The following is a 26,440-nucleotide window of genomic DNA, read 5'->3' on the forward strand; positions in this document are numbered from 1 at the left end:
CTCCTACAATACGCTTTCTTACAAGCGACGAAACGCCTCGTCATGCGCCGCAATGGTCGCATCAATGGCTGCTTCATCATGAATGCCGGAGACAAACATGCCTTCGAACTGGGAAGGGGCAATGCTGATACCGAGATCTAACATGGCAGCAAAATAAACCTTGAAGCGCTCGAGATCGGAAGTTTTCGCCGTATCGTAGTTGATGACATGCTGCTCTGTAAAGAACGGGCAAACCATCGATCCGACTCGGTTAATCGTGCTCGGAATACCGTGCTTCGCCGCATTCGCTTCGAAACCGCGCTGCAATCGAACCGCCATCCGCTCCATGTGCTCATAAGTCTCCGGTGTCAGCAGGCTAAGCGTTGTATAGCCGGCTGCCATCGCAAGCGGATTGCCCGAAAGCGTGCCTGCTTGATAGATCGGGCCGCTTGGCGCCATCATCTCCATAATTTCGCGCTTACCGCCGTATGCGCCTACCGGCAATCCGCCGCCGATTACTTTGCCGAGGCAAGTGAGATCCGGTGTTACGCCGTACAGACCTTGCGCACAGTTCATGTGAACGCGGAAGCCGGTCATCACCTCGTCGAAGATCAACAGACTGCCGTACTGCTCCGTCACCTCGCGCAGCCCTTGCAGGAAGCCGGGCAGCGGCGGAACAACGCCCATATTGCCGGCGACCGGCTCAACGATGATACATGCGATTTGTTCGCCGAAGCTTTCGAATGCCAGCTTGACCGAAGCAAGGTCATTGTAAGGCACCGTAATCGTATGGGATGCTACGCTTTCCGGTACGCCCGGGCTGTCTGGCAGCCCAAGTGTCGCTACGCCTGAACCTGCTTTAATAAGCAAGCTGTCGGCATGGCCGTGATAAGAGCCTTCGAATTTTAGAATTTTGCTGCGTTTCGTATAACCGCGAGCCAGGCGGAGCGCACTCATCGTCGCTTCTGTGCCGGAATTCACCATACGTACAATCTCTACGGATGGGACACGTTCGCAGACCAGCTCGGCCATAAGCGTCTCAATCTCAGTTGGGGCGCCAAAGCTGGTGCCTTTCTCCGCTGTTTTCTTAATCGCTTCGATCACTTCCGGATGGGCATGGCCCATAATTAGCGGACCCCAGGATGCCACGTAATCGATATAGCTGTTACCGTCGATATCATAGACTTTGTAGCCTTCGCCGCGGTCCATATAGATCGGATTTAAACCGACGGATTTAAATGCACGTACCGGAGAGTTCACGCCGCCCGGAATTACTTTTTTCGCGCGTGCAAAAGCTTCTTTGGAACGTTCATCCGTTCTTTTAGGATTCTTTTCGCTCATTTCTCGCACCTGCCTGTTAAATTGTGACTTCGGTATGGTAAACTGCTAGGAGATTATCAGGTTGAAACTGTCGTGCAATGGAGAGGGAGAGGCTGATCATACGTGCTTGAATTGCTTAAGAAAGTACAGCTCTTTGAAAATTTAAACGTCGAACAGCTTCAGCGTATAATGTCGATTGCCCGCAAGCAATGGTTCACAGCCGGCACAGTGCTCTTTCAAGAGAAAGACTTCGGCGCAGCCTTTTATATTTTGCTTAAAGGCTCCATTAAGATTTATACCCGCAGCACTTCCGGAGACGAGAAAGTATTATCGCTTCTCCAGTCCGGCGAAAGCTTCGGCGAGCTGTCTCTGCTCGACGGCCGTCCACGCTCGGCATCCGCTCAAACGCTGGAAGACTCGACCCTGCTGGTGATCTCCGGCAACGACTTCCACGAGCTGCTTCGCGAGCAATTCGAGATCACGCGCCACATTATGGCTCAGCTATGCCGCAGACTGCGTGATACCAATCAGCATGTCTACGATCTCACTTTCGTCGATTCACGTACGCGAGTGCTTAAGAATGTCATTCTGCTGGCTAATCGACATGGCTCACGAGCCGGTAACATCATTACGATTAAGATGCCCCTCAACTACGATGAACTCGCTCAGATGGCTGGTGTAGCCAAGCAGGAACTCTCCCAAGTGTTAAGGGACCTCGAAGATCGCCATATCTTAACGTTTAGTCCAAATGCATATAAGCTCGACTTGGCCCGCCTGAACGGTTAACCCGTCCGGGCTTTTTTTAATGGCCGGCCGTTTGTTAGGCTTCGCCTCTCAGCCAGCGGGCTGCATCCAAAGCATGATACGTAATGATCAAGTCAGCCCCTGCGCGTTTCATCCCCGTTAACGCCTCCAGGACAACTGCACGCTCATCGATCCACCCGTTTGCCGCGGCCGCTTTAACCATGGAATATTCGGCACTCACGTTGTACGCAGCAACCGGCAGGTCAAAATGCTCTTTCAGCATCCGGATGACATCCATATACGCAAGCGCCGGCTTCACCATTAGGAAGTCTGCCCCTTCCATGATGTCCGCCTCCGCCTCGCGCAGCGCTTCGCGCGCATTTGCGGGGTCCATTTGATACGTCTTGCGGTCGCCGAATTGCGGCGTGGAATGTGCGGCTTCACGGAACGGGCCGTAGAAAGCCGAAGCATATTTGACCGAGTAGGACATGATCGGCACCATTTCGTAGCCTGCCGCATCCAAACCTTCGCGGATCGCTCCGACAAATCCGTCCATCATATTGGATGGTGCGATAATATCTGCGCCGGCTTGTGCTTGCGAAACGGCTGTTTTAACCAGCAGCTCGAGCGATGAATCATTATCAATAAAAGCATTTCCCGTGCGAGCATCATGATGGATCATGCCGCAATGGCCATGGTCCGTAAATTGGCATAAGCATGTATCTGCAACAACCAGAAGCTGCGGCGCCCATTCTTTGATCGCTCTTGTTGCCTGCTGAACAATCCCGTTCGGATCGTACGCCGAAGAACCGACAGCGTCTTTCGAATCCGGTACGCCGAAGAGCAGCACGGCTTTCACGCCTGAATCAACTACTGCAGCTACTTCTTGCTGCAGCAGGTCAAGAGAAAGATGATAAACGCCCGGCATCGAAGATATTTCTTCCTTCACCCCGGTACCGTGTGTAACAAATAACGGATATATAAAGTCGTCTACGGACAAATGCGTTTCGCGCACCAGCGAGCGCAGCGCGCCTGATGAACGAAGTCTGCGGTTTCTTGTAATTGGAAAAGCCATATTCAGAAAGCCTCCTTCTTAGTTGCGATGCACGAGCCGTGATTCGGCTATAGCATCAATAAGTCCGTCAATGGTTGCATCCTCCGGTTGTATCGTAACCTTCAGACCGGCTTCTTCAGCCGTCTTCGCCGTAATCGGGCCGATACATGCGATCTCGATCCCTTGCAGCAGCTCAAGTGGATCATCTACCCCCATGCGACGCAATACTTCGAATAAATTGGTAACGGTAGAGGAGCTGGCAAACGTAATGACATGAACGCTTCGTTTCTGAAGCAGCTCAAGCGTCTCCTCATCCTGGTTGTCTGCCAGAATCGTTTCGTACACATCGATTTCAACAGGAGTCAGCCCCTTGGCCTTCAGCTCTCGCGGAAGAACTTCGCGAGCGAGATCACCTCTTGGCAGGAGCACTCGCTGACCTTCGACTAAGTACTCTGACAAGCTATCAAGCAAATCATCGGCTTGGAACTTTACCGGCAGCACATCGACGAACAATCCGCGCTTCTCCAGCGCTTCGGCTGTTTTAGGTCCGACTGCGGCGATGCGCGCCTTATGGAACCGTCTGATATCAATACGCAGCTTGTGCAGCCAGCTGAAGAAATAGTCTACGCCATTCACGCTCGTAAACATAATCCAGTCGTAGTTCTCTGCTTCATGTAACGCGCTGTTAACCGCATCAACGGATGTTGCATCCGTAGGCTCACGAGTCTCAATGACAGGGAACTCACATGGCTCTCCGCCCAGCTCTTCAATACGCTCAGCCAAATCGCTGCTTTGCGCTCTGGCCCTAGTAATCAGCACCCGAGTTCCGAACAGCGGCTTAAGTTCATACCACTTCAGTTTCTCACGCTGCTTGACTACGTCGCCGACGACAATGACTGCCGGCGGCTGGAAGTTGGCCGCTTTGACGATCTCCTCGATCGTTTCCAGCGTGCCTGTAATCGTTCGTTGTTCCACCCTTGTCCCCCAGCGAATGAGAGCTACGGGCGTGTGCGCGGGCTTACCGTGCTTGATAAGCTGCTCTGCTATATAGCCGATCTTAGCAACACCCATTAAGAAAACAAGCGTACCCGTGGCAAGGGTAACCTTATCCCAATGAATGGATTGATCAAGCTTGTCCGGACTTTCATGCCCGGTAATAATCGATAACGATGAAGCCAAATCTCGATGAGTGACAGGGATTCCCGCATAAGCAGGTACCGCAATGGCAGAGGTGATGCCCGGTACGATTTCGAACTCGATGTCATTATGGTACAGCAATTCAGCCTCTTCGCCGACACGGCCGAAGATGGTCGGATCGCCGCCCTTCAGACGGGTCACGATCTTGCCCTCCAGCGCCAAATCCACAAGCAGCTGATTAATGTCCTCTTGCTTCATGGTGTGCCGGTCCGGCAGCTTTCCCACGTATACTTTCTTCGCTCCCGGCTTTAAATACCGGAGCAGTCTTGGACTGGCCAGTCGATCATAAACCACGACATCACATTTACTGATGCATTCTTTTCCTCGCAGCGTAATCAGCTTTGGATCGCCGGGTCCGGCTCCAACCAAGTAGACTTTCCCTTTGCTCTTCCCCTTCAGCAAAACGTTCATCCCCTTACTTCTGCTAAAATACGATCTGCTCCTCTTGCCTTCAGTGCTTCTGCCGTTTGCAATCCCAATGCTATCGGATCTTGTCCGCGCAACGTTTCTTTGAGTAAAATACCGCCATCCGGCGAACCGACAATACCCGTCAGCTCGAGCAGACAAGTTTCACCATTCTCAGCTGTCTCCACGATCGTAGCATGTGCCCCTATCGGAATCTGACAGCCGCCATTGAGTGCTCCGAGGAAACTGCGTTCAGCGGATACCGTTAGTGCGGTAAGAGGATCATTCAGGAGCGACAGCAAGTGACGTACTTGTGCATCCTCAGTCCGGCATTCGATGCCAAGCGCACCTTGACCAACCGCGGGCACGCATAGATCTTCAGGCAGATAGGAAGAAATTTTCGATTCCCAGCTCATGCGGTGCAGCCCGGCTGCTGCCAGCACGATTGCATCGAACCCTTCACTCTCCAGCTTCTTGATTCTGGAATCGATATTGCCCCGAATGGATTCGATCTGCAAGTCCGGTCGCGCGTTCTTCAGCTGGCTGGAACGACGCAGACTGCTTGTTCCAACCTTTGCCCCTTCAGGCAGGTCGGAGAACGTAAAACCGTTCGCCGTAATGATGCAGTCCCTTGGGTCTACCCGCTTAGGAGTCGCGCCATTCATCAAACCGTCAGGAAGCTCGTACGGCATATCCTTCATACTATGTACTGCTAAATCGATCTCTTTATCGAACAGCGCCTGTTCGATCTCTTTCACAAACAGACCTTTCCCGCCGACCTTGGATAACGTTACATCCAGTATACGGTCGCCTTTGGTCACGATTTTGCGAATCTCGAACGTATACGGCAGCCCATGCTGCTCGCTTAGTGCTTTAAGCTGATCTATAACTTGACCGGTTTGCGTCAAAGCAAGTGCGCTCTGACGGGTTCCGACTACAATGACTCGGGGTTGTTCGTTTCTGTGGGACATCATTATTCGCTCCTCTCAGCCGCTTGCAGCAGCCTGCTCATCCATTCATCGATCTGACTTTCCGTATAGGTAAACCGTCCATCATTCCGTTCAGCTTGCGCCGCAACCTCTTCTGCAGCCATTCGCAATAGGGAGGTTCTGAGCTCCGGATTCAAGCTGCTCGACAGCACTCGTGCTCGCAGTAATCGAAGCCCTTCGACGGAATCTCCGAAGCTTTCGTCAAATTGCTTGGCCAGCCGCCGCTTCACGATTGCAGCCAAAGCCGGGCTTGCTCCCCCTGTCGTAACCGCTAGGAGCAGCTCGCCGCGCCGCACGATCGAAGGCGTAACGAAACTGCCTTCTTCGCCCAGATCAGCAACATTCACGAAAATACCAAGTCGCTCTCCCAAGGCTGCAAGCTCTTTATTTACGTGACGATTATTCGTCGCAGCAATAACAAGCATCGCTCCTTGAAGATCCCCTTCCCTGTATTCCCTTTGCACAAGCTCGATAGACCCTGCAAGGGCAAGCTCTTGAAGAGCAGAAGAAGCAGCGGGCGCAATAACCTCTACCTGATCGGCTCCCCCATCGAGCAGTCCTTGCACTTTACGCTCCGCAACAGAGCCGCCTCCAAATACAACACAGCGTTTCCCTTGAAGCTTCACCATCATGGGATAATAGGCTTTCACGAATGCAACCAACTCCTTGGCGCCCCTTAAGACCAGCTGTGAAAATTAGAGGCTTGATTCAGCAATACATTGAGCAGCATGACGCCGTAGCTGATCAAATTAAGCCTGGCGAACTTCCAGCCTGAACCGTCAAACCAGCGGTGCCCTAGCAAATTCCAGATGTAAATGGCCAATGCTATAAAAGATGAAATCACCTTTAAATCAAGCAAGAGTCCATAGCGCCCTTCTATAAGAATAGAAGTAACCGCCACTGCCAGCGATAACGTCAGCAGCGGCGTGCCGATCAGCGCGGCTCTGAACATGAAGCGATCCGCCACATCCAAACTCGGCATCCTCTGCATGCTCTTCGTCCATTGCTTGCCTTTGAGACGAGCGAACAGAAACATATACATCCCTGAGAATATCCCGCTGATCGTCAGCGCGGCATAGGCCAAGATCATCAGAATGATATGAACGACCAGCATGTTCTGCGCCAATTCCCATCTTTCGAGGGAAGCGCCTGAACCGATGCCGAACAAATTGACGGTTAGTACTGCGAATCCGATAACATTCACGAAGAACACGATAAACTCCATCCTAAAAAAACGGCTCATCACAAGTGAAACCGTGATAAGCAGCCAAGAAAAAACGAGCAAATATTCAAACAATGAGATGTTAGTCATGTCCAGATGCGAGATGATGCGATGTACGATGAAGCCCGTTTGCAGTACCCAGACGAAAATAAGCAGCCCTGTTCCCACTTGTTTCGCTTGCCGATTTCGATCCACGAAATCGGAGAAGTAAAACAGAAGGCTCAGGGCATAGATATACAGCATTCCATCATAAAACCAATTTTGTGTAACCATAGATGGCCTCCGCAAACTTTGAACAAGTTATCTGATAACCTACATGCCGCTGCTTATCTCCGGGATGTTAGGTTGTAATTGCCGCAATTGTACTTTTGAGTACCGGCATCGTATCTCCGCTTGGAGCGACTTCTTTAGTCCCAGCCGGATTACGCTGCTCTGCGTTGTTCTTTGTTTGTTCAAGCGTGTCTTCCAAGGCGAATAGTTTCACGAACATATCCATAGCCTCGTCAGCATGCTTCTCTCCTGCCATTTCTTTAATTCGCAGAATCGGATCATGCATCATTTGGTTCACGATGCTCTTCGTCAGCTTATGAATGACTTTAAGCTCACGTTCGCTTAAGTCCGGGAGCTTGTTCGCCAAGCTGTCCATGGTTTCCGCGTGAATGTCCGTCGCTTTATCCTGCAGCGCGCGAATCAGCGGGGCAACGCCTAATGTTTTGTACCAACCGCGGTACACATCCAGCTCAGCTGCAATCATCGTTTCAATCTTAGCAGCCTCTGTACGACGCTGCTCCATGTTGCTCTCCACGATGCCTTCCAGATCATCAATATCGTAGAGGAACACGTTCTTAACCGATGCAATAGCAGGATCAAGATCACGCGGTACCGCAATATCGATCATAAAGAGGGGACGGGATTTACGTTTCTGCATCGCAGCCGCAACCTGCTCGCGGCCCAGTACATAACCATCTGAGCCCGTAGAGCTGATCACGATATCCGCTTCATGCAAACGAGAAATCGCATCCGCCATCGACAGAGGGGTTCCGTTGAACTTATCCGCCAGCTGCACGGCACGGTCATAGGTACGGTTGACGACGAATACTCGTTCCACACCGTTCGCGTACAGATGCTTAGCTGTTAATTCACTCATCTTGCCGGCACCGACGATCATAACCGTCTTGCCGTTAAATTGTCCGAAGATCCGTTTGCCGAGCTCAACTGCAGCATAGCTGACCGAAACCGCAGCTTCACCGATTGCAGTATCGGAATGTGCCTTCTTCGCAAGCGTTACAGCTTGTTTAAAGATCGTATTAAACAATGTGCCTGTAGTCTTCTGCTGCTGTGCAAGAAGGAACGCATTCTTGACTTGACCCAGAATCTGAGTCTCGCCAATGACCATGGAATCAAGTCCACAGGTGACACGGAACAGATGGTCGATCGCCTTCTCATCCTCATACATATATAAATCCGAGGTAAACTGCTGTCTCGGCGTTTTAAACCATTTCTCCATGAAACTGCGTATATAATGTCCGCACAACGTCGGACGGTCAACAACAGCATACAATTCAGTGCGGTTACAGGTCGCAACAATGACACCTTCCATAATGCTCTTCGTTTGCTTCAACTGCTCAAGCGCCTCAGGCAGATCTCGTTCGGAGAATGTAAAACCTTCCCTGACTTCGACCGGTGCTGTGCGGTAATTAAGACCGACGACTATAATGTGCATGCGCGTTCACCTGCCCTTCACAAATCATTTTTTCATCATTTAGTATAGCACAGTTAGTCTTGATGTACCCCTGCAAATATGAAAATTGTTTGAAAACGCGCAGTTTGGTTTATGGCGTCAAAAAAGGCCACGGATTTCTCCATGGCCCCTCTTTTAGTCATATGAAAATGCTACACAAGCTCAACTTGCTTCATATCCGCTTCCACGACTTGCAGTTCACCCATACCGCGAACAAGTTTCTTAGCATGTGTTACTTTTGGTTTCAAAACAGACATCATGTAGTCAATCGCCAATTGCGGATCGACTGTTTCTCCACATGTATAGCAATCAAGAGCCGCAAAGCCTCTCTCAGGATACGTGTGAATGGAAAGATGACTTTCTGACAGCAGTACGAGCACTGTTGCGCCTTGTGGCTCAAATTGTTTCGCTTGAACTGAGAGTACTGTAGCGCCGCATGCCTCTGCAGCTTCTACCATTTGGGCTTGTAAAAATTCCGCGTTGTTGAGCAGGTCAAAATCTACACCCCAAGTGTCAACAGCAACGTGTCTTCCGAAAGTTGAATATTCCATCTCTCGGTTCCCCCTTCCTAGGAATAAAATGTTTTGTAATTTCATCCGCTAGGACCTACGTCATTCACTGCCCGAGGGACTTTCCTCTCGCAACATTACCATGTCCTGAGTGAATCCTGGTTCCTATTCATTGCAACGAAAATAAAAATAACATCTATCGCTCAGAAATGCAACAGTTTTTTTTGGGCAGATTTAAGTTGACAACATGCAGTAAACTCCAGTAAACAACGTATGTACGTTTAGTTGAGCTGGTGATGGTCCTCTGCAAAATTTAATATAAATAAAAAAAGCCGCAAATGAGCGGCTTTCGAAGTATGATGCTCTACGGCTTTGCTTAAGCTTCCATTAAGAACAGCGCTCTTGCATGCTGTGCCAGCCGTTGATCGATAAGCGATATTTGCCCGCGATCACTGCATTGGTTGCGTAAATCGAGCAATTGATTAATCGCACCTTGCACGATTTCAATTTCCTTCTCGATGTCGTTCACGCGGAAAGTCGCTTCAAGCTGGCCGACTGTATCTTTGAATTCAAAGATCACTCTCGACTCATTGTTCTTGATTTCGACAATTTTGCGAACAGTTCCTTCAGCATAATGATAGATCATCGTATAATGTGGATAAATGCGATTGACGACTGCATCTCCGCGGAACAACGATACCGCTTTGCGCATTGCGTTCGTAAGTCTCGGATGTACAATACGGCACGAAAGCGCGCATACGTACAAATCTTGCTTACGTTCGAAAGTAAGGCGGACTTCTTCTCGTCCTGCGTCGTCCTCGAGAACCATCTCGTGATTGCCGTTCTCTAGTACCCGCACCTGCTGCTTAATATGCTGGTCTTCAAAAAACCGGACAAATCCCGCCATCTCTTCAGCCGTTAATTGCAGAGAAGCATTGACATACTCCGTGGCTATCCGCTGAGCCATAAAAATCTCCTCAATTCTATAAAGTAACGCGTTTGTAAATCAGTTGCTTACCTATATTATACCCGATCGAAGCGGTTTATTCCTGCCGCCCATTCGCGATATTCACGCATATTTCTGAATAATCAAGGAGATTTTACGAAGAGTCGTTGCTTTTATGCGTTATCCTCACTTTTCGATTGAAACTTCTTCCGTTTCTTCCGCTTCTTCGCTTGTTTCCGCTATCGTTTGATTTATGATTGCCCAAAGCTCATCGCGGCCGAGGCCTGTCTCAGAAGAGAAGAGAACATGGTAATCCCCCGTCTGGAAGCCCAGCTTCTTTTTCACCATCTTCACATGCTTATCCCATTTGCTCTTCGGAATCTTGTCCGCCTTCGTCGTCACGACGCAAACCGGAATTTCATAATGCTTCAGCCAGTCGTACATGAGGCAGTCGTCCACGGATGGTTCATGGCGAATGTCGATGATAAGGAAAACCATCTTCAGCGGTTCACGGTCGCTTAGGAAGGTCTCGATCATCGTGCCGAACTGTGCACGCTGTACTTTCGATACTTTGGCATAGCCGTAGCCGGGGAAATCGACCAAGTACACTTCGTCGTTCACACGGTAATAGTTGAGCTGCTGCGTCTTGCCCGGCTGCGAGCTCGTTCTGGCTAACCCTTTGCGCATAATCATCTTATTGATGAGCGATGATTTGCCGACATTAGAACGCCCTGCCAGAGCGAACTCTGGCAAGGCATCCACAGGATATTGATCCGGCCTTACGGCGGAAATAACAAATTCTACATTCATAATCTTCACGTTTAAGCAACCTGCTTTCTTAATGCGTCTGTACCGGCGCTGCTGCCTCCACCTTGACAAGGGCGTGCTTGATAACCTCATCCATCGAGCTGACGGGAACGAACTCCAAATCGGCTCTGACGCTGTCTGGTACGTCGCGCAAGTCACGCTCGTTGTCTTTGGGAATCAGCACCTTCTTGATGCCCGCCCGGTGCGCTGCGAGCGATTTCTCTTTGAGACCGCCAATCGGCAGCACGCGGCCGCGCAGCGTAATCTCTCCGGTCATCGCCACTTCTTTATCCACCAGACGATTCGTTAGAGCAGAAATAAGTGCCGTCGCCATCGTAATGCCCGCTGACGGTCCATCTTTCGGAATCGCACCCTCAGGAATATGGATATGGATATCATTCTTCTCATGGAATAGCGGATCGATGCCAAGCTCATTGGCACGGGAGCGCGTGTAGCTGAAGGCTGCCTGCGCAGATTCCTTCATCACATCGCCGAGCTTGCCTGTCAGCGTGAGCTTCCCGCTGCCGGGCAGCACCGTTACCTCAATAACGAGCGTATCGCCGCCAACCTCGGTCCAAGCAAGGCCTGTAACGGCGCCGATTTGATCTTCGACCTCCGCCATGCCGTACCGGAACTTGGACGGCCCGAGCCATTCTTTTATTTTCGCGGAGTCGACCTTAATCGGCGTTACGTTCTCATCCGTCACGATGGCTTTCGCAGCTTTCCGGCACATCGCCGCAATTTGCTGCTCCAGATTACGCACACCGGATTCTCTTGTGTACTCGCGAATGATCTGCAATAACCCGTCTTCTCCGAGATCCACTTGCTCTTCAAGTAAGCCATGCTCACGTTTCTGTTTCGGAAGCAAGTAGCGATTCGCGATTTGGAGCTTCTCAAGCTCTGTATAACCGGGAATGTACAGCACTTCCATCCGATCGAGCAGCGGCCTTGGGATGTTGTGAATGGCATTGGCCGTCGTCACGAACATGACATTCGAGAGATCGAACGGCACTTCGATAAAATGATCGCTGAACGTATTGTTCTGTTCTGGATCGAGCACCTCAAGCAGTGCAGATGCAGGATCGCCGCGGAAATCCATCGCCATTTTATCGATCTCATCAAGCAAGAACACCGGATTGAGCGAACCTGCCGTCTTCATGCCTTGAATGATCCGGCCCGGCATCGCGCCGACGTATGTACGGCGATGACCGCGAATTTCAGCTTCGTCGCGCACGCCGCCAAGCGAGATTCGTACAAACTGTCTGCCAAGCGATTTCGCGATCGAACGAGCCATCGAGGTTTTACCAACCCCCGGAGGGCCAACCAAGCAGAGAATCGGGCCTTTCAGCTTCTTCACGAGCTGCTGTACCGCTAAGTATTCCAGCACGCGTTCCTTCGGCTTCTCGAGTCCGTAATGATCCTCGTTAAGAATAGCTTCCGCTTTTGCCACATTCAAATCATCTTCCGTCAGCTTGTTCCAAGGTAAGGAAAGGAGCCAATCAATATAATTGCGGATGACACCGCCCTCGGCCGAAGTCGATGGCATCTTCTCCAGACGGTCGATTTCCTTCTCGACCTTCTCTTTCACTTTATCCGGAATACCGGAGTCCGCCATCTGTGCACGAAGCTCTTCCACTTCGCCGGCACGGCCTTCTTTCTCGCCGAGCTCCTTCTGGATGGCTTTCATTTGCTCGCGCAAATAGTATTCCTTCTGTGTCTTCTCCATCTGCTTCTTCACGCGCTGACTGATCTTGCGTTCCAACTCCAGCACTTCGCGCTCGTTGTTCAGAATATCAAGCAAGCGCTCAAGCCGCTCCCGCACATCAATCGTTTCTAGAATATCCTGCTTATCCTTGATCTTCAGCGAAAGATGGCTGGAGATCACATCGGCAAGTCTGCCCGGCTCATCAATATCCGAAACTGCTGCCAATGTCTCCGGCGTCACTTTCTTCGACAAATTGATGTAGTGCTCGAACTGGTTAAGCACCGTCCGCATGAGAGCATCAATTTCCGGATCCGTCGATTCCGCCTCCGGCAGTTCTTTAATCGTGACCTCGTAGTAATCATCATTCGGCAAATAATCCACAATCTCGGCACGGACAACGCCTTCCACCAGCACGCGGATGGTACCGTTCGGCAGCTTAAGCATTTGTCTGACCCTTGCTGCCGTGCCGACGCGGTAGATATCTTCCTGCGACGGCTCTTCAATATTCACTTCCGATTGCGAACATAGCAAAATCATATGATCGTCCAGCATGGCGCGATCAAGCGCGCGCACCGATTTCTCCCTGCCTACATCCAGATGCAGCACCATGCTGGGGTATACAAGCAGCCCCCGTAGCGGCAGCAGGGGCATACGACGACCTTTCCATTTAGCAGGTCCCATTCCAGCACCTCCGTCTTTGAAGCTTCCTCACAGATCTTTCGTAACCGATTCCTTCGGCCTTAAGTCTTAGGGCTTTCATCCATTTTATCACTCAACGGAATCCGCCTGCAAATAGGGCAGTCCTGTTGCGATAAATACGTCGGCTGCAGGCGCTTGGGAAGCAGACTGCATTTGCGTATCTTCAGCACCAAACACATGGCGGAATACCTCATCCACATGCTCGACAGGAATTACCTGTACACCTTGCAAATCAGCGAAGATAGCCTGCCAATTTTCTCTTGGGATCAATACCGTATCTGCTCCGGCTTGGAAAGCCGCCTCGACTTTGGCCAGCACGCCGCCGACAGGCTTCACATTGCCATGGATGCCTACCTCACCGGTCATTGCAAGCTTATTGCTGATCGGCTCTCCTTTAATGGCAGATGCAATTGCCGTAGCCATCGCGATACCGGCAGACGGGCCGTCGATCGGTGTTCCGCCCGGAAAGTTAATGTGCAAATCGTAATTTTCCGGTTTCATGCCCATTCTTCTTAGAACCGTAAGGACGTTCTCGATGGAGCCTTTGGCCATGCTTTTGCGTCTGAGCGTTCTGCTGCTTCCGCCGCCCAGTTCTTCCTCGTCTACAACGCCAGTGATTGTATATACACCTTTTCCGGCTCTTGCCCCGATTGCGCTAACCTCGATCTCCAGCAGCGTTCCCATATTCGGTCCGTATACGGCCAGTCCGTTCACAAAACCTACTTGCGGCGCTGTCGGCACCTTACGGTCGGGACGCGGCGGGATTTGACTGCTGTTGACGACCCACTCAATGTCGGCGGCCGATATCGTATCGCGTTTCTCCGACAGCGCGAGCCCTGCTGCAAGCTGGATGACATTAACGGCTTCACGGCCATTCGTTGCATAACGCGTAACGACGTCAATGGCTTCTTGAGACGGCGGCAAGCCGATCTTCTTCAGTGCATTGACGGCAATTTGGGAGATCTCATCGGGCAGCAGCGGCCGGAAATAGATTTCCATGCAGCGCGAACGAAGCGCCGGCGGCAGCTCCTGCGGCGAACGCGTCGTAGCGCCAACAAGACGGAAATCAGCAGGCAAGCCATTTTGGAAAATGTCATGGATGTACATCGGGATATTGTTATCCTCGGAATTGTAATACGCGCTTTCCAGATACACCTTGCGATCTTCCAGTACTTTTAACAACTTATTCATCTGAATCGGATGCAATTCACCTATTTCATCAATAAACAGCATCCCGCCATGCGCTTTCGTGACTGCACCGGGCTTCGGCTGCGGAATACCGGCGACGCCCATTGCGCCTGCCCCTTGATAAATCGGATCATGCACAGAGCCGATAAGCGGATCCGCGATCCCGCGTTCGTCGAAGCGAGCTGTTGTCGCGTCGATCTCCGTAAATTTCGCATCCTGCAAGAACGGCGAGCTCGGATTCTTCTTCGCTTCCTCCAGCACCACCCGTGCCGCAGCGGTTTTCCCAACGCCCGGAGGACCATAGATAATGACATGCTGCGGATTCGCACTGCACATCGCCGCTTTGAGCGCACGCAGACCGTCCCGTTGCCCCACAATATCATTAATCGTTTGCGGCCGTGTTTTCTCAGACAAAGGTTTCGTCAGCGAAACCGAGCGCAGCTTACGTAATTTATCCATTTCTTTACGGGACTCCCGGTCGACAGCCGTTCGATTTGTTTTCTGATTGCGCAGCAAATTCCAGAAGTACAAACCAATCACGATAGCGAAAAACACCTGGATCAACATCAAAATCAAACTTAAACTCATAGCAATTACTCCTCTCTTAAGAAGACTAGCGGCGCGTGCGGTTTCGATCCTTCTCAGGCTGAAAAGAAAAGAAACGGCTTACGCCGTTTTTCTTCATACAAAAAATCCGGCTTTACGGGGCTCATACTGTTCAGTATTGCCCCCGGCCGGATGGAATAATCGCTATGAATACGTAAAGTTTGAATGGCTTTCCTATGTCGTTACATGAGGTCCGGGCTGATGCTTGCGCCCCGGAATTTCGCCGGTCTCTTCAAATACGCGGACGATCTCGTCAATTTCCTTCTTCAGCTCGGAGAGTAGCTCGGCTTCAGGCACTTTACGAATCATCTCTCCGTAACGGAAGAGCATGCCTTCGCCTCTTGCGCCTGCAATCCCGATATCCGCTTCACGCGCTTCACCTGGGCCGTTAACTGCGCAGCCAAGAACGGAAACCTTAATCGGCACCTTGATTTTGCTGATGTACTCCTCCACCTCATTGGCGATTGAGAACAAGTCGATATCCAGTCTTCCGCATGTCGGGCAAGAAACCAGCGTTGCAGCGTTCGTAATCAGACCGAAGGTCTTCAGCAATTCACGCGCTACTTTCACTTCTTCTACCGGGTCCGCGCTAAGGCTGATCCGAACGGTGTTTCCGATGCCCATGGCGAGCAGTGCACCAATACCGGCCGAGCTCTTAATCGTGCCCGTATGAAGGGTTCCGGCTTCCGTAATGCCAAGGTGAAGCGGATAACGAATAACTTCGGCAGCCATACGGTAGGCTTCAATCGCCATCGGCACGTCAGAAGCTTTAAGCGATACGATAATATCGTGGAAATCAAGCTCTTCCAAAATTCCGATATGAAAAAGTGCGCTCTCCACCATTGCTTCGGGAGTAGGGTAACCATACTTCTCAAGTAAGTGGTTTTCCAGCGAGCCGGCATTAACTCCGATACGAATCGGAATGTTCTTCTCTTTGCACGCCTTCACGACAGCTTCGACTTTCTCGCGGCGTCCGATATTGCCCGGATTGATCCGAACCTTATCTACACCGTTCTCAATCGCAGCAAGGGCAAGGCGGTAATCGAAATGAATATCCGCTACAAGCGGAATATGAATGCGTTTCTTGATCTCTTTGATTGCCTCAGCAGCTTCCTTGTTGTTGACGGTAACCCGAACCACTTGGCAGCCCGCTTCTTCAAGGCGCAGGATCTCGGCAACGGTTGCCTCAACATCCGCTGTTTTGGTCGTGCACATACTTTGAATAATAACTTCATCACTGCCGCCAATCGTCAGCGGACCGACTTTGACCGGCACTGTATCTTTGCGCAAATACATCAGGTAACCTCTCCCATGAACGTCAAAGTCCACCCCTGCGGTTAGCGTTGCCGCGCCGCAGGGGTGGAAGCATTTGAGGTGTTATTTATTGGATCAGGCGCTTTCTTCCTTCTTCTTGCCCTTCTTGGAAACAAGCTCCGGCATGATCCGGTCTTGAACGACCTTCTCTGTAATCAGACAGCTGCTAACATCGTCACGTGAAGGTACTTCGTACATCACGTCGAGCATCAGCCCTTCAATAATCGCTCTCAATCCACGTGCACCTGTATTACGCTTGATCGCTTCTTTCGCGATTGCATCCAGTGCTGCGGCTTCGAACTCAAGCTTCACATTGTCCATCTCAAGCAGCTTCTGATACTGCTTCACGAGCGCATTCTTCGGCTCGGAGAGGATACGGACAAGCGCGCCTTCGTCAAGCGGCTCTAGAGTCGAGATGACAGGCAAACGGCCGACAAACTCCGGAATCAGACCGAATTTGAGCAAGTCTTCCGGAAGTACCATAGACAAATATTCGCCCGGTTTCAGATCCTTCTGACCGTCTCCGGCAGCGTTGAATCCGATAACCTTCTTGCCAATCCGGCGTTTGATCAACTGCTCAAGACCGTCAAATGCACCGCCGCAAATGAACAAGATATTTGTTGTATCGATTTGAATAAATTCTTGGTGCGGGTGCTTACGGCCGCCTTGCGGTGGTACGGAAGCAACTGTGCCTTCAAGAATTTTGAGGAGCGCTTGCTGGACGCCTTCACCGGAAACGTCACGTGTAATGGACGGATTCTCGGATTTGCGGGCTACTTTATCAATTTCATCGATGTAGATGATGCCGCGTTCAGCTTTCTCCACATCGTAATCTGCAGCTTGAATCAGTTTGAGCAAAATATTCTCAACGTCTTCACCGACATAACCGGCTTCCGTAAGGGAAGTCGCATCCGCGATAGCAAACGGAACGTTCAAAATTTTAGCCATCGTTTGAGCCAGAAGCGTTTTACCTGAGCCTGTAGGACCTACAAGCAAGATATTGCTCTTCTGCAATTCAACATCTTCCAGTTTATTCTGCGAGTTGACGCGTTTGTAGTGGTTGTATACCGCTACAGATAACGACTTCTTCGCTTGTTCTTGACCAATAACGTATTGATCCAAGATGTTGCGAATATCGCGCGGTTTCGGAATATCTTTCAGATCCAGCTCTTCTTCATGACCGAGCTCTTCTTCAACGATCTCCGTGCATAGTTCGATACATTCATCACATATATAGACGCCAGGTCCGGCTACGAGCTTGCGAACTTGATCTTGCGATTTGCCGCAGAACGAACATTTCAACTGGCCCTTCTCGTCGTTAAATTTGAACATGAGTTTTCACCCCTTCTTGTTGATTCGCGCGACCTACAGAGATGTTACGACCTTATCGATCAGACCGTAGTTCAACGCCTCTTCAGCACTCATGAAATAGTCACGATCCGTATCGCGGTCGATTCTGTCATAAGGCTGACCTGTACGATCCACTAAAATCTGATTGAGCTTCTGTTTGGTCTTCAGAATCCAATCCGCGTGAATCTTAATATCCGAAGCTTGACCACGCACGCCTCCAAGAGGCTGGTGAATCATAACTTCGCTGTTTGGCAGCGCGAAACGCTTGCCTTTGGCTCCTGCCGTAAGCAGAAGTGAACCCATGCTGGCAGCCAAGCCTACGCAGATCGTAGATACGTCCGGCTTGATAAACTGCATCGTATCATAAATACCCATTCCTGCGGTAACTGAACCGCCTGGCGAGTTAATGTACAGATGAATGTCCTTATCCGGGTCATCGGCTGCAAGGAAAAGCAACTGCGCAATGACGGCATTGGCAACATCGTCGTCGATCGCACTTCCTAGAAAAATAATCCGATCCTTCAATAAGCGGGAGTAGATGTCGTAAGAACGTTCTCCCCGATTCGTTTGCTCAACGACCATAGGCACCAGATTCATGCGATCAACCTTCTTTCGTAATCGACTTTTTGAAGAAATCCACCTTGCCGGCGATTAACCGCAAAAGCTTTTTCTTCTAATCCGTTCTTATTTTAACATGTTCCAGTTGTAATGTCATTTTTCTGACTATTACATTATACGATACGGGTAAATACATATGTATGTTTCGGTTTCCCCCCGCCTGCCGCGAAGCCGCGATGAGGATAAAATAAGGCACGTAAATACGTGCCTTATCGTTTCATTTCTTATGCAACTACTGAAGCTGTTTTGCTGTTGTCAAGCAAGAACTTGATTGTTTTGCGCAGAACAAGATCCTCTTGGATGTTTTCCAAGTTGCCGTTAGCTGTGAAAATCGAACGAATCTCTTCAACCGAACGGCTGTATTGTTTCGCAAGTTTCTCAAGCTCTTCGTTCAGATCTTCTTCGCTTGAAGTGATGCCTTCGTTCTTCGCGATTTGCTCAAGAACAAGGTTGTTGCGAACGCGTTTGATCGCGTCAGCGTGCATTTGAGAGCGAAGAGCTGCTTCGTCTTGGCCGGAGAACTGGTAGTACAGATCCAAGTTCATGCCTTGTTGGCGAAGACGATTCTCGAAATCGCGAAGCATGAACGAAGTTTCGGAATCAACCATTGCGTCCGGAATTTCAACTACCGCCGCTTCAGCTGCTTTCTCAACGACTGCTGTTTCACGAGCTGCTTCGTTTTCTTTTGCTTTTCTCTCAGCAAGTTTTGTTGCCAGATCTTGCTTGTACTCTTCAAGCGTATCGAACTCGCTTACGTCTTTCGCGAATTCATCGTCAAGCGCCGGCAGGCTCTTACGTTTGATTTCGTGAAGCTTCACTTTGAATACCGCAGGTTTGCCTGCAAGGTGAGCTGCATGGTATTCCTCAGGGAAAGTGATTTCGATATCCTTGAAATCGCCTGTAGCCATGCCAACAACTTGATCTTCAAAACCAGGGATGAACGCGCCGGAACCAAGCTCAAGGGAGTGACGCTCGCTCTTGCCGCCATCGAATGCTACACCGTCAACATAACCGTCAAAGTCGATTACGGCAGTGTCGCCGTTCTCAGCTGCGCCTTCTTCAACCACGTTCAGCTCAGCGTGACGTTGTTGCAGACGAGTAAGTTCAGCAGTAATTTCTTCTTCTGTTACTACTGCTTCAGCGGAAGGAATTTCGATGCCTTTGTACTCGCCAAGCTCAACTTCTGGCTTAACAGTTACTTTTGCAACATACTTGAACGTTTGGTCTTTCGCGAATTGCTCAACATCGATGTCAGGACGATCAACCGGGATTACGCCGGTTTCTTTCAGTGCTGCTGCATACGTGTCAGGAAGCAAAATGTCGATTGCATCTTGGTACAAGCTTTCGATTCCGAAACGCTTCTCGAAGATACCCCGTGGTACTTTACCTTTACGGAAACCAGGTACGTTTACTTTCTGAACAACCTTCTTAAATGCCTTGTCAATCGCTTCATTAACTTGTCCTGCCTCAACCTCTACGTTGATGGAGACAAGATTCTTGTCTATTTTTTCCCAAGTTGCTGTCATGTTATGCTTTCCCCTCCAAATTAAATAACGCTTCTGCGTCAGATCTTACCCGTAATAAACCATTCTATTATAATCAACATTTTCATTAATTTCAAGACTAGCCGCCATCACCGTCCAATTTTAATTGCGCGATCTGCCGAAGCGACCTGCAGGCCTGCTCATAACGGAACCGAAGAGCATCCGTAATTCCGTAAGTTTCCCGCACATCGTCGTCATCTACTCTTCCATAAAGTGACAGTTCAAGCACTTGATGGAGTGCGGCCGAATAGCAGTCCACGGTTTCATCGTCGTCCGACAGAAGCCGACTGTAAGCCGTCGTGCCGTACAAGCATTGCAAGCATTCTTTCCACAGCTCTCTTGCAAAATGGGGCATCGATGCTTCCTGCACCTCTGTTACCGATTCTACCCGTTCGACGACCCTTGTAACCACCGGCGGAAATTCATCCATCGAAAGCGGCGTCGCTTCGATCTCGAGATCCACCAGCTCCCCAAGACGATCCAGCCGGATTGCCCCGGTTACGCCGCGCTTCTTCAACGATTGCAGCGCTTTGAATTGAAGTGCCGGATGCAAATCCATTCGCGTCAGCCAAGTGATGATGGCTTCGTCGACACTCGGATGATTGAGATAAGCCGCGCGCTCCAATGCCAAAATTTGCTGATCGGCAACAGGGTGATGCTGCATAATATAAAGAACCTGCTGCACGTAAGCTTCATCGTGCTCCCCGGAACTCAGCGCTTCACGGCGAAGCGATTCCTCATCGCCCTGCGGATCGGCGGAGTCCATATGTAGGCTGTCGTTCGAGTCTCCATAGCCCGGAAAAGCAACATCCAGCCATGATAATAAATTGGTCCATTCTTCGTAATGACGCTTCTCTTCGCCTTGGCAATTCAGCAAGAAACGAAGCAGTCCTTTCGCTTCTCCATATTGTTCGGATTCAAGCATGCGCGTCAGTTGGTTCTGATATTGATCCAGCATATTCGGAAACAAATATACATTCTCTCTGTTATCACCCTGCGAGGGGCCTGAGGTTGTAATAGAATCACCGCCTTATCAGTCAAACTGCCTGCAGAAATGCGTATTATGTACAGTTAGAGTTCGATTATATCACTCTCTGCTGTTGATTTCCATTTTAGGCTGTGCTATTATTTGTCTACTTTGTTTTTTCCGTGCGGGTGTAGTTCAATGGCAGAACGCCAGCTTCCCAAGCTTGAGGCGAGGGTTCGATTCCCTTCACCCGCTCCATGATGTAACAAATACATAGTATTTAAATCCTTTTCAAAAAAGTAGTTGCACTACCGGAACACTCCGTGATATACTCCTTCTTACGTGTCCCAGTAGCTCAGTTGGATAGAGCACACGCCTTCTAAGCGTGTTGTCGGGGGTTCGAATCCCTCCTGGGACGCCATTTTTACCTAGCGTTTCAGACACTTCAAATTAAAGACAGCCTCCTGTTGGATGGTGCTTCGGCACTTTCCCAGGAGGCTTTTTTGTTTTCTGTTCATCTCCAGACAACGCGACAACTTCATTTATTGAGAAACAAGTTTTCGAGAAGGAGTGGCCGCAGTTTCCCAAAAATACGTCCCCTGCCACCTACCTAATAATAATATTTCCATTCACGCAACATTATTGGGTTTCTCTGGGCAGACGGCCCAAGTGTTGCTTGTTAGGCAACATTCCATCCTAAATATCGCATCCAAAAGCTCATATTCAGTGGCCTGTAAGCAGAGTCCGGCCACAAATTTCAGTTCCTTACACACTGCAATTATTCCCATGATTTCTCTCAAAATGTGGTACTATTAGTCTATCATTCTAGCGAATAATGACTTTCAATGTCGGAGGCTGTCGAAATGAGCTCATTTGCCGATTCAAATCGCCATACGCGTAAACCCGCTTCGCCCATTCAGCGTGAAAGTGCCGAGCAGAGCACCCGTGCAGCGGCCTCGTCGGCTAACAGTCGGGAAAGTGATTCGGAACCCGGAAAGCTGCTGCAGATGCAGCGCGCATCCGGCAATCAAGCTGTGCTGCAGATGATGCAGTCAGGTAAAGGCACGATCATGCGGCAGACCGGCGCGGCTCGTATGGGAAGACCTGACCGTGTAAACAGTCCGGCTTCATCTACGGTCCGAGCGACGCCGGCCGCAGCTCAAGCGCCAGCTTCGGCAGCGCCGGAGCAGCAAGCGCAAGAAGCCGCCGCTGCTCCGGTAACGGCTCCGACCGTTACGTCAAGCGCGCCGGCGGCTCCAGCCGCCCCTGCCGCGCCGGCGGCTCCGGCTGCGGCCGCTGCTCCGGCGGCGTTCACCCCACCGCCGATTCCCGCCAATTTGAGGGGCAAGGCAGGGTACAGCGAAGTCTACAGCTGGCTGAAAGAGCAAGCCGCGAAAGAGAAGAAAGCCACTCTCTTCGCTTACTTCGACGCCTTGACGCCGGAACAGAAAATGTCGGCGATACGCGCAATGAACGGCGGCACCAAACGATTCGTCGATCTGGATAACGTCAAGAAAGCGATGGTTAAAGGCCTCATTAGTAAATCGGTCGATTGGGATAAGTTCTCGGTCTTCTCTCGGGATGCCAGCAAAACCGATACCAAAAACTACAATGCGGATACGGACAAAGACTATCTCGGTTACGCTGCGATCGGCACTTCCGCTTCGACGGGCGGCGCCGGCGGTTCGGCTACCATCAGCGCAGGATTAGGGGCAAAGGATGCCCTGCCTGTTGCCGAAGGTATCGGACCTGCCGCCGGCGCGCTTAGCGGACTTGCTTCGATCTCGCAGATCTACAATGCCACCGACAACTACGATGAATCGCTGAGCAACACCGGCAAAGCGCAGCAAATCGTGGGAGAAGGAGGCGCCGGCGCGGCCGATCTCGCCCGTTTCAGCGCGGGCACGGTGAACAGCGTTCGTACCGTTGCAGACATGGGGCTCAACGCCGGAGCGACGGTCGCTGCCGGGGCTGCCGGTATTATCGGCGGCGCGGCCTATATGGTCAGCGGCGTAGCCGGCTACCGAGAGAACAAGAAGAACGCCAAGAACCTGCACGACATGGAAGACAAGATGAAGCAGGCCGGCGATAAACGTGCCACAGATCTTGGACATGCCGCTAACCTGGGCGGTTCGACGCAGGAAATGAACAAAGACAAGAACAAAGCAACAGCCGTCAAAGGAGCGCTCATGGTCGCAGGCGGCGCTGCCCTCTTAATCGCAGCCGCTTCCCCTGCCGGCCCAATCCTCATCGCGCTTGCCGCGATTCTTGGCGGCGTTGCGGCAATCGTGAAATTTTATAAGAAATATAAACGGAAAGAATCGTTCGTCGATCGCGTCCTTAAGGTCGATGAAGCGATGAAGAAACCGGAGAACGAGAAAACCGGCAAAGATAAAGTCAGGCAGCAGCTCATTGAAGAGAAGGGCTTTAACAGCGTCGATCAATGTTATGCTCAGATCGTCACGGATCTGGCAGGCATGCTGTTTGAATCCGGGGTACGCGGCGACGATGCGGACAGCAGATCGATTATCGAGAGCATCGGACTTCGCGTTGACAGCGCCAAGCAGAAACCAACGAAAGAAATGATTGCGAAGAAACTGCACAACTAGCCAAAGGAGACTGACCCGAATGTCCTTGCAAGAAGACGTGATCAGTATCGATTACTTGAAGCGAACGCTTCGTTTCTACGAAAATATTGATATCGCATCCCAACTGATGGGACCGACGGATGATGCGCCATACACCTCTCTCATCATCCGTTTTACCGAAATCGGCGAACGGGAAGCAACCATCGATTTAGAGATGAGCTTCCTGCCGGGCTTGCAGGAGCTGAATCAAGAAGGCGTGTATCTCTTCCAATCGTTCGCCGTGCTGGCTCCTCAAACTTCGAAGGAACATGAGGACGAGCTTCTGAAGGCGATCAGCATCCTCAACATTCAGCTTCCGCTCGGCACATTCGGTGTCTTCCCTGATGGCGGCGCCTTGTATTTGAAGCAAACCGCCATGTTGTCCCGCGAAGGGCTGGTAAGCGGTCATGCGGTTAAACTGTTGGATCAACAGAACGGCGTTCTGCTGCATCAGCTGCATCAATTTACCGATTACCTGCTGGATGTCTCCGCAGGCAAACGGAAAGCCGAATCAACACCGCTGTAATGACGCAAACTACTCCTTGGAAAGGAGTGGTTAACAAGATGACATCCAACCAACAAACACCACAAAGACCGAAGTCGTTTCCGCCGCAGCATCAGAATCGACAGCCCGGCCTTGAAAGCGAGATGACCCCTCGCCCGCAGTTTGAAGCACCGGCCTATAAAGCGGCAGGCAAGCTCTTGGGCAAAGTTGCCGTAATTACCGGAGGAGACAGCGGAATCGGCCGTGCAGTCGCGCTGATGTATGCCAAAGAAGGCGCAGATGTTGCGATCGTATACTTAGACGAAGATGGCGATGCGACTGAGATTCGAGGATTAATCGAAGGGTTAGGCCGAAAATGCTTGACCATCGCAGGCGATATAGGGGATCCCGAGTTTTGCAAGAAGGTCATCTATGATACGACCTCACAACTGGGAAGTCTTTCTATAGTCGTGAACAACGCCGCAGAACAGCATCCGAAGGATTCGCTGGAGCTCATTACGCCGCAACAGCTTGAACGAACGTTCAAAACCAACGTATTCGGCATGTTCTATCTGACTCAAGCCGCTTTGCCGCATCTGTCTCAAGGCGCGACCATCATTAACACGACATCGATAACGGCCTATCATGGCAGTGCGAATTTGCTCGATTACTCCTCCACCAAAGGAGCTCAGGTTGCGTTCACCCGCTCCCTCGCGATGAATCTTGCCCCTCAAGGCATTCGCGTTAACGCCGTTGCTCCGGGGCCGATATGGACGCCGCTTATTCCATCGACGTTCGATGAGAAGACCGTAGCCAAATTCGGCTCCGACACACCTATGAAACGCGCGGGACAACCCGAAGAACTCGCACCCGCGTATGTCTATCTCGCTTGCGAGGACTCCTCCTACATGAGCGGACAAGTCCTCCACGTGAATGGCGGGGAGATTGTGAACGGATAATCAACGTCCATACAAACAAAGGCCGACCGCCAAGTTAGCTCATCTCGAGTTAACGCGGCGGCCGGCCTTTTCTCTATCTCAAATTCGTTTTAACAGTCGTGCAATAGAACGGTCCGCCTCACGGAGCACCGTTCGTTTATCAACGGTTCTTACTTTCCCTCGTTCCACAACCATCTTGCCGTCGACCCATACATCGGACACATTGCTTCTTGAAGCCGCATAGACGACGCGTGAATATGGATCCGCATCATAGGATGGAAATGTATGAAAATCGTTCAAATCCAGCAGAACGAGATCTGCTTTCTTGCCCGGTTCAATACTGCCGATCAGATGATCCAGTCCAAGCGCCTCGGCCCCGCCGATCGTTGCCATACGCAGCACCGTTCTCGCATTCATTGACTCCGGACCACACCGCACTTTATGCAGCAGTGCCGTTAAACGCATCTCCTGAAACATATCCAGCGTATTGTTGCAAGGCGCGCCATCCGCACCAATTCCCATCCCAATCCCCTGCTCCAACAGCTCGGGCACTAATGCAATGCCAGATGACAGCTTCAGATTGGATCCCGGACAATGGGTCATTTTCGTCCCCGTCCGCCTTAGAATATCCTTCTCTTCATCATCCAGCCAAATGCAATGTGCGAGGACAAGCCGCGGCGAGGTCAGCCCGATATGATCCAAATACACGATATTGCGCATTCCGCGCTGGCGCATAACCAGATCGATTTCCTCGCGATTCTCAGCCGCATGCGTGTGGACGAGCACTTGATAGTGGAACGATAAATCCCGCACCTCTTTCAGCAGCTCTTCCGAACAGGAGACGACGAAACGCGGACAGTAGGCGTAACCGATTCGGCCATTGTCATAGCCATGCCATTTCTCGAGCAGCGCCGTGCTTTCTGCAACCGAACGTTTCGTATCTTCCTGCAAACCAGCCGGCACATCACCGCCTGCATCCATCATCACTTTGCCCGAGATCGCTCGGATCCCGCTGCTTGCAATGGCCTGGAAAGCAAAATCGGTATGGCTCACCGTCTCCATATCCAGAATTGTCGTTGTTCCGCTGCGCAATAATTCGCCGATGCCAAGCATCGCGGAGTAATAAACCGATTCCTCATCATGCGCCGCTTCCAGCGGCCAAACCCGAGTCCGCAGCCAATCCATAAGCGCCATATCGTCTGCGCGGCCGCGAAATAACGTCTGGCACAAATGAATATGCGTTTGCACGAAACCGGGCAGCAGCAGCCTTCCTTTGGCTTCAACGACCGTCGTATCGGCGGCATCATAACCGCTCGTTATCTGGCCGCCAACAGAGACAATGCGATCATCCTTGAACAGTACATCGCCCACTGCAATTTCGTCCTGTTTATTCATGGTGACAATCGTTGCATTTCGTACCAAGGTTGTTCCCATAGGCTGCCTCGCCTCCCTCACTTGGACTACGTGGTATGGTTTGTCAGTTATGC

22 protein-coding genes and 2 tRNA genes are annotated in these 26,440 nt (G+C 51.0%); 6 read left to right on the top strand and 18 right to left on the bottom strand.

From position 1 onward, the window contains the following. Positions 1-18 precede the first annotated feature (18 nt). Positions 19-1,320, bottom strand: coding sequence for a glutamate-1-semialdehyde 2,1-aminomutase (hemL, locus tag I8J30_RS01745; RefSeq protein WP_210654836.1), 1,302 nt, complete (start codon positions 1,318-1,320; stop codon positions 19-21). A 102-nt stretch (positions 1,321-1,422) separates the two neighbouring features. Here hemL and I8J30_RS01750 point away from each other — a divergent pair, with 102 nt between their 5' ends. Continuing rightward, the gene (locus tag I8J30_RS01750) at positions 1,423-2,085 is read left to right on the top strand and encodes a Crp/Fnr family transcriptional regulator (protein ID WP_210654838.1); all 663 of its coding nucleotides are present in this window, start codon (positions 1,423-1,425) and stop codon (positions 2,083-2,085) included. Between the two features lie 34 nt (positions 2,086-2,119). Here the strand turns inward: I8J30_RS01750 and hemB are convergent, their stop codons facing one another. The 16 genes from hemB to I8J30_RS01830 all read right to left on the bottom strand — a co-directional run bounded on the left by hemB (position 2,120) and on the right by I8J30_RS01830 (position 20,907). Beyond that, entirely contained in the window at positions 2,120-3,118 is a 999-nt protein-coding gene (gene hemB, locus I8J30_RS01755) for a porphobilinogen synthase (RefSeq protein WP_210654840.1), read from the bottom strand. An 18-nt stretch (positions 3,119-3,136) separates the two neighbouring features. Continuing rightward, positions 3,137-4,705, bottom strand: a complete 1,569-nt coding sequence (cobA, locus tag I8J30_RS01760; RefSeq protein WP_210654842.1) for a uroporphyrinogen-III C-methyltransferase — start codon at positions 4,703-4,705, stop codon at positions 3,137-3,139. Beyond that, positions 4,702-5,673, bottom strand: coding sequence for a hydroxymethylbilane synthase (gene hemC / locus I8J30_RS01765; RefSeq protein WP_276316065.1), 972 nt, complete (start codon positions 5,671-5,673; stop codon positions 4,702-4,704). Before hemC ends, cobA begins: the two co-directional genes overlap by 4 nt. Then, the gene (locus tag I8J30_RS01770) at positions 5,673-6,338 is read right to left on the bottom strand and encodes a precorrin-2 dehydrogenase/sirohydrochlorin ferrochelatase family protein (protein ID WP_210654844.1); all 666 of its coding nucleotides are present in this window, start codon (positions 6,336-6,338) and stop codon (positions 5,673-5,675) included. Before I8J30_RS01770 ends, hemC begins: the two co-directional genes overlap by 1 nt. Positions 6,339-6,364: 26 nt before the next feature. Continuing rightward, positions 6,365-7,183 carry a cytochrome C assembly family protein gene (locus I8J30_RS01775; protein WP_210654846.1) on the bottom strand — a complete coding sequence of 273 codons (819 nt, stop codon included), beginning with the start codon at positions 7,181-7,183 and terminating at the stop codon, positions 6,365-6,367. A 67-nt stretch (positions 7,184-7,250) separates the two neighbouring features. Further along, positions 7,251-8,633, bottom strand: a complete 1,383-nt coding sequence (gene hemA / locus I8J30_RS01780; RefSeq protein ID WP_210654848.1) for a glutamyl-tRNA reductase — start codon at positions 8,631-8,633, stop codon at positions 7,251-7,253. Positions 8,634-8,803: 170 nt separating this feature from the next. Beyond that, on the bottom strand, positions 8,804-9,202 hold the full coding sequence (gene speD / locus I8J30_RS01785) for an adenosylmethionine decarboxylase (protein WP_090983026.1): 399 nt from the start codon (positions 9,200-9,202) through the stop codon (positions 8,804-8,806). A 334-nt stretch (positions 9,203-9,536) separates the two neighbouring features. Next, the gene (locus I8J30_RS01790; protein ID WP_210654850.1) at positions 9,537-10,127 is read right to left on the bottom strand and encodes a non-ribosomal peptide synthetase module; all 591 of its coding nucleotides are present in this window, start codon (positions 10,125-10,127) and stop codon (positions 9,537-9,539) included. A 165-nt stretch (positions 10,128-10,292) separates the two neighbouring features. Next, positions 10,293-10,925: a ribosome biogenesis GTP-binding protein YihA/YsxC gene (gene yihA, locus I8J30_RS01795; protein ID WP_210654852.1), complete on the bottom strand. Its 633-nt coding sequence runs from the start codon at positions 10,923-10,925 to the stop codon at positions 10,293-10,295. A gap of 19 nt (positions 10,926-10,944) precedes the next feature. Further along, positions 10,945-13,299 carry an endopeptidase La gene (lon, locus tag I8J30_RS01800; protein WP_091214742.1) on the bottom strand — a complete coding sequence of 785 codons (2,355 nt, stop codon included), beginning with the start codon at positions 13,297-13,299 and terminating at the stop codon, positions 10,945-10,947. Between the two features lie 87 nt (positions 13,300-13,386). Next, the gene (lonB, locus tag I8J30_RS01805; RefSeq protein ID WP_091214740.1) at positions 13,387-15,093 is read right to left on the bottom strand and encodes an ATP-dependent protease LonB; all 1,707 of its coding nucleotides are present in this window, start codon (positions 15,091-15,093) and stop codon (positions 13,387-13,389) included. Positions 15,094-15,285: 192 nt separating this feature from the next. Next, positions 15,286-16,407, bottom strand: coding sequence for a flavodoxin-dependent (E)-4-hydroxy-3-methylbut-2-enyl-diphosphate synthase (gene ispG, locus I8J30_RS01810; RefSeq protein ID WP_091214737.1), 1,122 nt, complete (start codon positions 16,405-16,407; stop codon positions 15,286-15,288). Positions 16,408-16,500: 93 nt separating this feature from the next. Further along, positions 16,501-17,757, bottom strand: a complete 1,257-nt coding sequence (clpX, locus tag I8J30_RS01815; RefSeq protein WP_210654854.1) for an ATP-dependent protease ATP-binding subunit ClpX — start codon at positions 17,755-17,757, stop codon at positions 16,501-16,503. A 33-nt stretch (positions 17,758-17,790) separates the two neighbouring features. Next, the gene (gene clpP / locus I8J30_RS01820) at positions 17,791-18,372 is read right to left on the bottom strand and encodes an ATP-dependent Clp endopeptidase proteolytic subunit ClpP (RefSeq protein ID WP_210654857.1); all 582 of its coding nucleotides are present in this window, start codon (positions 18,370-18,372) and stop codon (positions 17,791-17,793) included. A gap of 245 nt (positions 18,373-18,617) precedes the next feature. Further along, entirely contained in the window at positions 18,618-19,919 is a 1,302-nt protein-coding gene (gene tig, locus I8J30_RS01825) for a trigger factor (RefSeq protein ID WP_210654859.1), read from the bottom strand. Positions 19,920-20,016: 97 nt separating this feature from the next. Continuing rightward, a complete protein-coding gene (locus tag I8J30_RS01830; RefSeq protein ID WP_240547736.1) occupies positions 20,017-20,907 on the bottom strand; it encodes a hypothetical protein in 891 nt (296 codons plus the stop codon). A 181-nt stretch (positions 20,908-21,088) separates the two neighbouring features. Here I8J30_RS01830 and I8J30_RS01835 point away from each other — a divergent pair. From I8J30_RS01835 to I8J30_RS01855, 5 genes are all read left to right on the top strand, one after another. Continuing rightward, positions 21,089-21,162 (top strand) — tRNA-Gly (locus I8J30_RS01835). An 86-nt stretch (positions 21,163-21,248) separates the two neighbouring features. Beyond that, positions 21,249-21,325: transfer RNA gene (locus I8J30_RS01840), tRNA-Arg, on the top strand. A 442-nt stretch (positions 21,326-21,767) separates the two neighbouring features. Continuing rightward, positions 21,768-23,513 (top strand): hypothetical protein, encoded by a 1,746-nt coding sequence (locus tag I8J30_RS01845; RefSeq protein WP_210654861.1) that lies wholly within the window; start codon positions 21,768-21,770, stop codon positions 23,511-23,513. Positions 23,514-23,532: 19 nt separating this feature from the next. Further along, on the top strand, positions 23,533-24,057 hold the full coding sequence (locus I8J30_RS01850) for a hypothetical protein (RefSeq protein WP_210654862.1): 525 nt from the start codon (positions 23,533-23,535) through the stop codon (positions 24,055-24,057). Between the two features lie 38 nt (positions 24,058-24,095). Then, positions 24,096-24,974 carry an SDR family oxidoreductase gene (locus tag I8J30_RS01855; protein WP_210654864.1) on the top strand — a complete coding sequence of 293 codons (879 nt, stop codon included), beginning with the start codon at positions 24,096-24,098 and terminating at the stop codon, positions 24,972-24,974. 78 nt (positions 24,975-25,052) lie between these two features. Here I8J30_RS01855 and I8J30_RS01860 read toward each other — a convergent pair whose 3' ends face one another. Further along, positions 25,053-26,387 (bottom strand): 5'-deoxyadenosine deaminase, encoded by a 1,335-nt coding sequence (locus I8J30_RS01860; RefSeq protein WP_210654866.1) that lies wholly within the window; start codon positions 26,385-26,387, stop codon positions 25,053-25,055. Positions 26,388-26,440: the final 53 nt, after the last annotated feature.

The sequence above is a fragment of the Paenibacillus lignilyticus genome (assembly GCF_017942085.1).
Lineage (GTDB): Bacteria > Bacillota > Bacilli > Paenibacillales > Paenibacillaceae > Paenibacillus_Z > Paenibacillus_Z lignilyticus.

Excerpts from the sequence above, each read along its gene's own strand:
- hemL (WP_210654836.1), bottom strand. The coding sequence starts at position 1,320 with ATGAGCGAAAAGAATCCTAAAAGAACGGATGAACGTTCCAAAGAAGCT.
- hemB (WP_210654840.1), bottom strand. The coding sequence starts at position 3,118 with ATGGCTTTTCCAATTACAAGAAACCGCAGACTTCGTTCATCAGGCGCG.
- cobA (WP_210654842.1), bottom strand. The coding sequence starts at position 4,705 with ATGAACGTTTTGCTGAAGGGGAAGAGCAAAGGGAAAGTCTACTTGGTT.
- hemC (WP_276316065.1), bottom strand. The coding sequence starts at position 5,673 with ATGATGTCCCACAGAAACGAACAACCCCGAGTCATTGTAGTCGGAACC.
- I8J30_RS01775 (WP_210654846.1), bottom strand. The coding sequence starts at position 7,183 with ATGGTTACACAAAATTGGTTTTATGATGGAATGCTGTATATCTATGCC.
- hemA (WP_210654848.1), bottom strand. The coding sequence starts at position 8,633 with ATGCACATTATAGTCGTCGGTCTTAATTACCGCACAGCACCGGTCGAA.
- speD (WP_090983026.1), bottom strand. The coding sequence starts at position 9,202 with ATGGAATATTCAACTTTCGGAAGACACGTTGCTGTTGACACTTGGGGT.
- I8J30_RS01790 (WP_210654850.1), bottom strand. The coding sequence starts at position 10,127 with ATGGCTCAGCGGATAGCCACGGAGTATGTCAATGCTTCTCTGCAATTA.
- lon (WP_091214742.1), bottom strand. The coding sequence starts at position 13,299 with ATGGGACCTGCTAAATGGAAAGGTCGTCGTATGCCCCTGCTGCCGCTA.
- lonB (WP_091214740.1), bottom strand. The coding sequence starts at position 15,093 with ATGAGTTTAAGTTTGATTTTGATGTTGATCCAGGTGTTTTTCGCTATC.
- ispG (WP_091214737.1), bottom strand. The coding sequence starts at position 16,407 with ATGTATTTGCGCAAAGATACAGTGCCGGTCAAAGTCGGTCCGCTGACG.
- clpX (WP_210654854.1), bottom strand. The coding sequence starts at position 17,757 with ATGTTCAAATTTAACGACGAGAAGGGCCAGTTGAAATGTTCGTTCTGC.
- clpP (WP_210654857.1), bottom strand. The coding sequence starts at position 18,372 with ATGAATCTGGTGCCTATGGTCGTTGAGCAAACGAATCGGGGAGAACGT.
- tig (WP_210654859.1), bottom strand. The coding sequence starts at position 19,919 with ATGACAGCAACTTGGGAAAAAATAGACAAGAATCTTGTCTCCATCAAC.
- I8J30_RS01845 (WP_210654861.1), top strand. The coding sequence starts at position 21,768 with ATGAGCTCATTTGCCGATTCAAATCGCCATACGCGTAAACCCGCTTCG.
- I8J30_RS01850 (WP_210654862.1), top strand. The coding sequence starts at position 23,533 with ATGTCCTTGCAAGAAGACGTGATCAGTATCGATTACTTGAAGCGAACG.
- I8J30_RS01855 (WP_210654864.1), top strand. The coding sequence starts at position 24,096 with ATGACATCCAACCAACAAACACCACAAAGACCGAAGTCGTTTCCGCCG.
- I8J30_RS01860 (WP_210654866.1), bottom strand. The coding sequence starts at position 26,387 with ATGGGAACAACCTTGGTACGAAATGCAACGATTGTCACCATGAATAAA.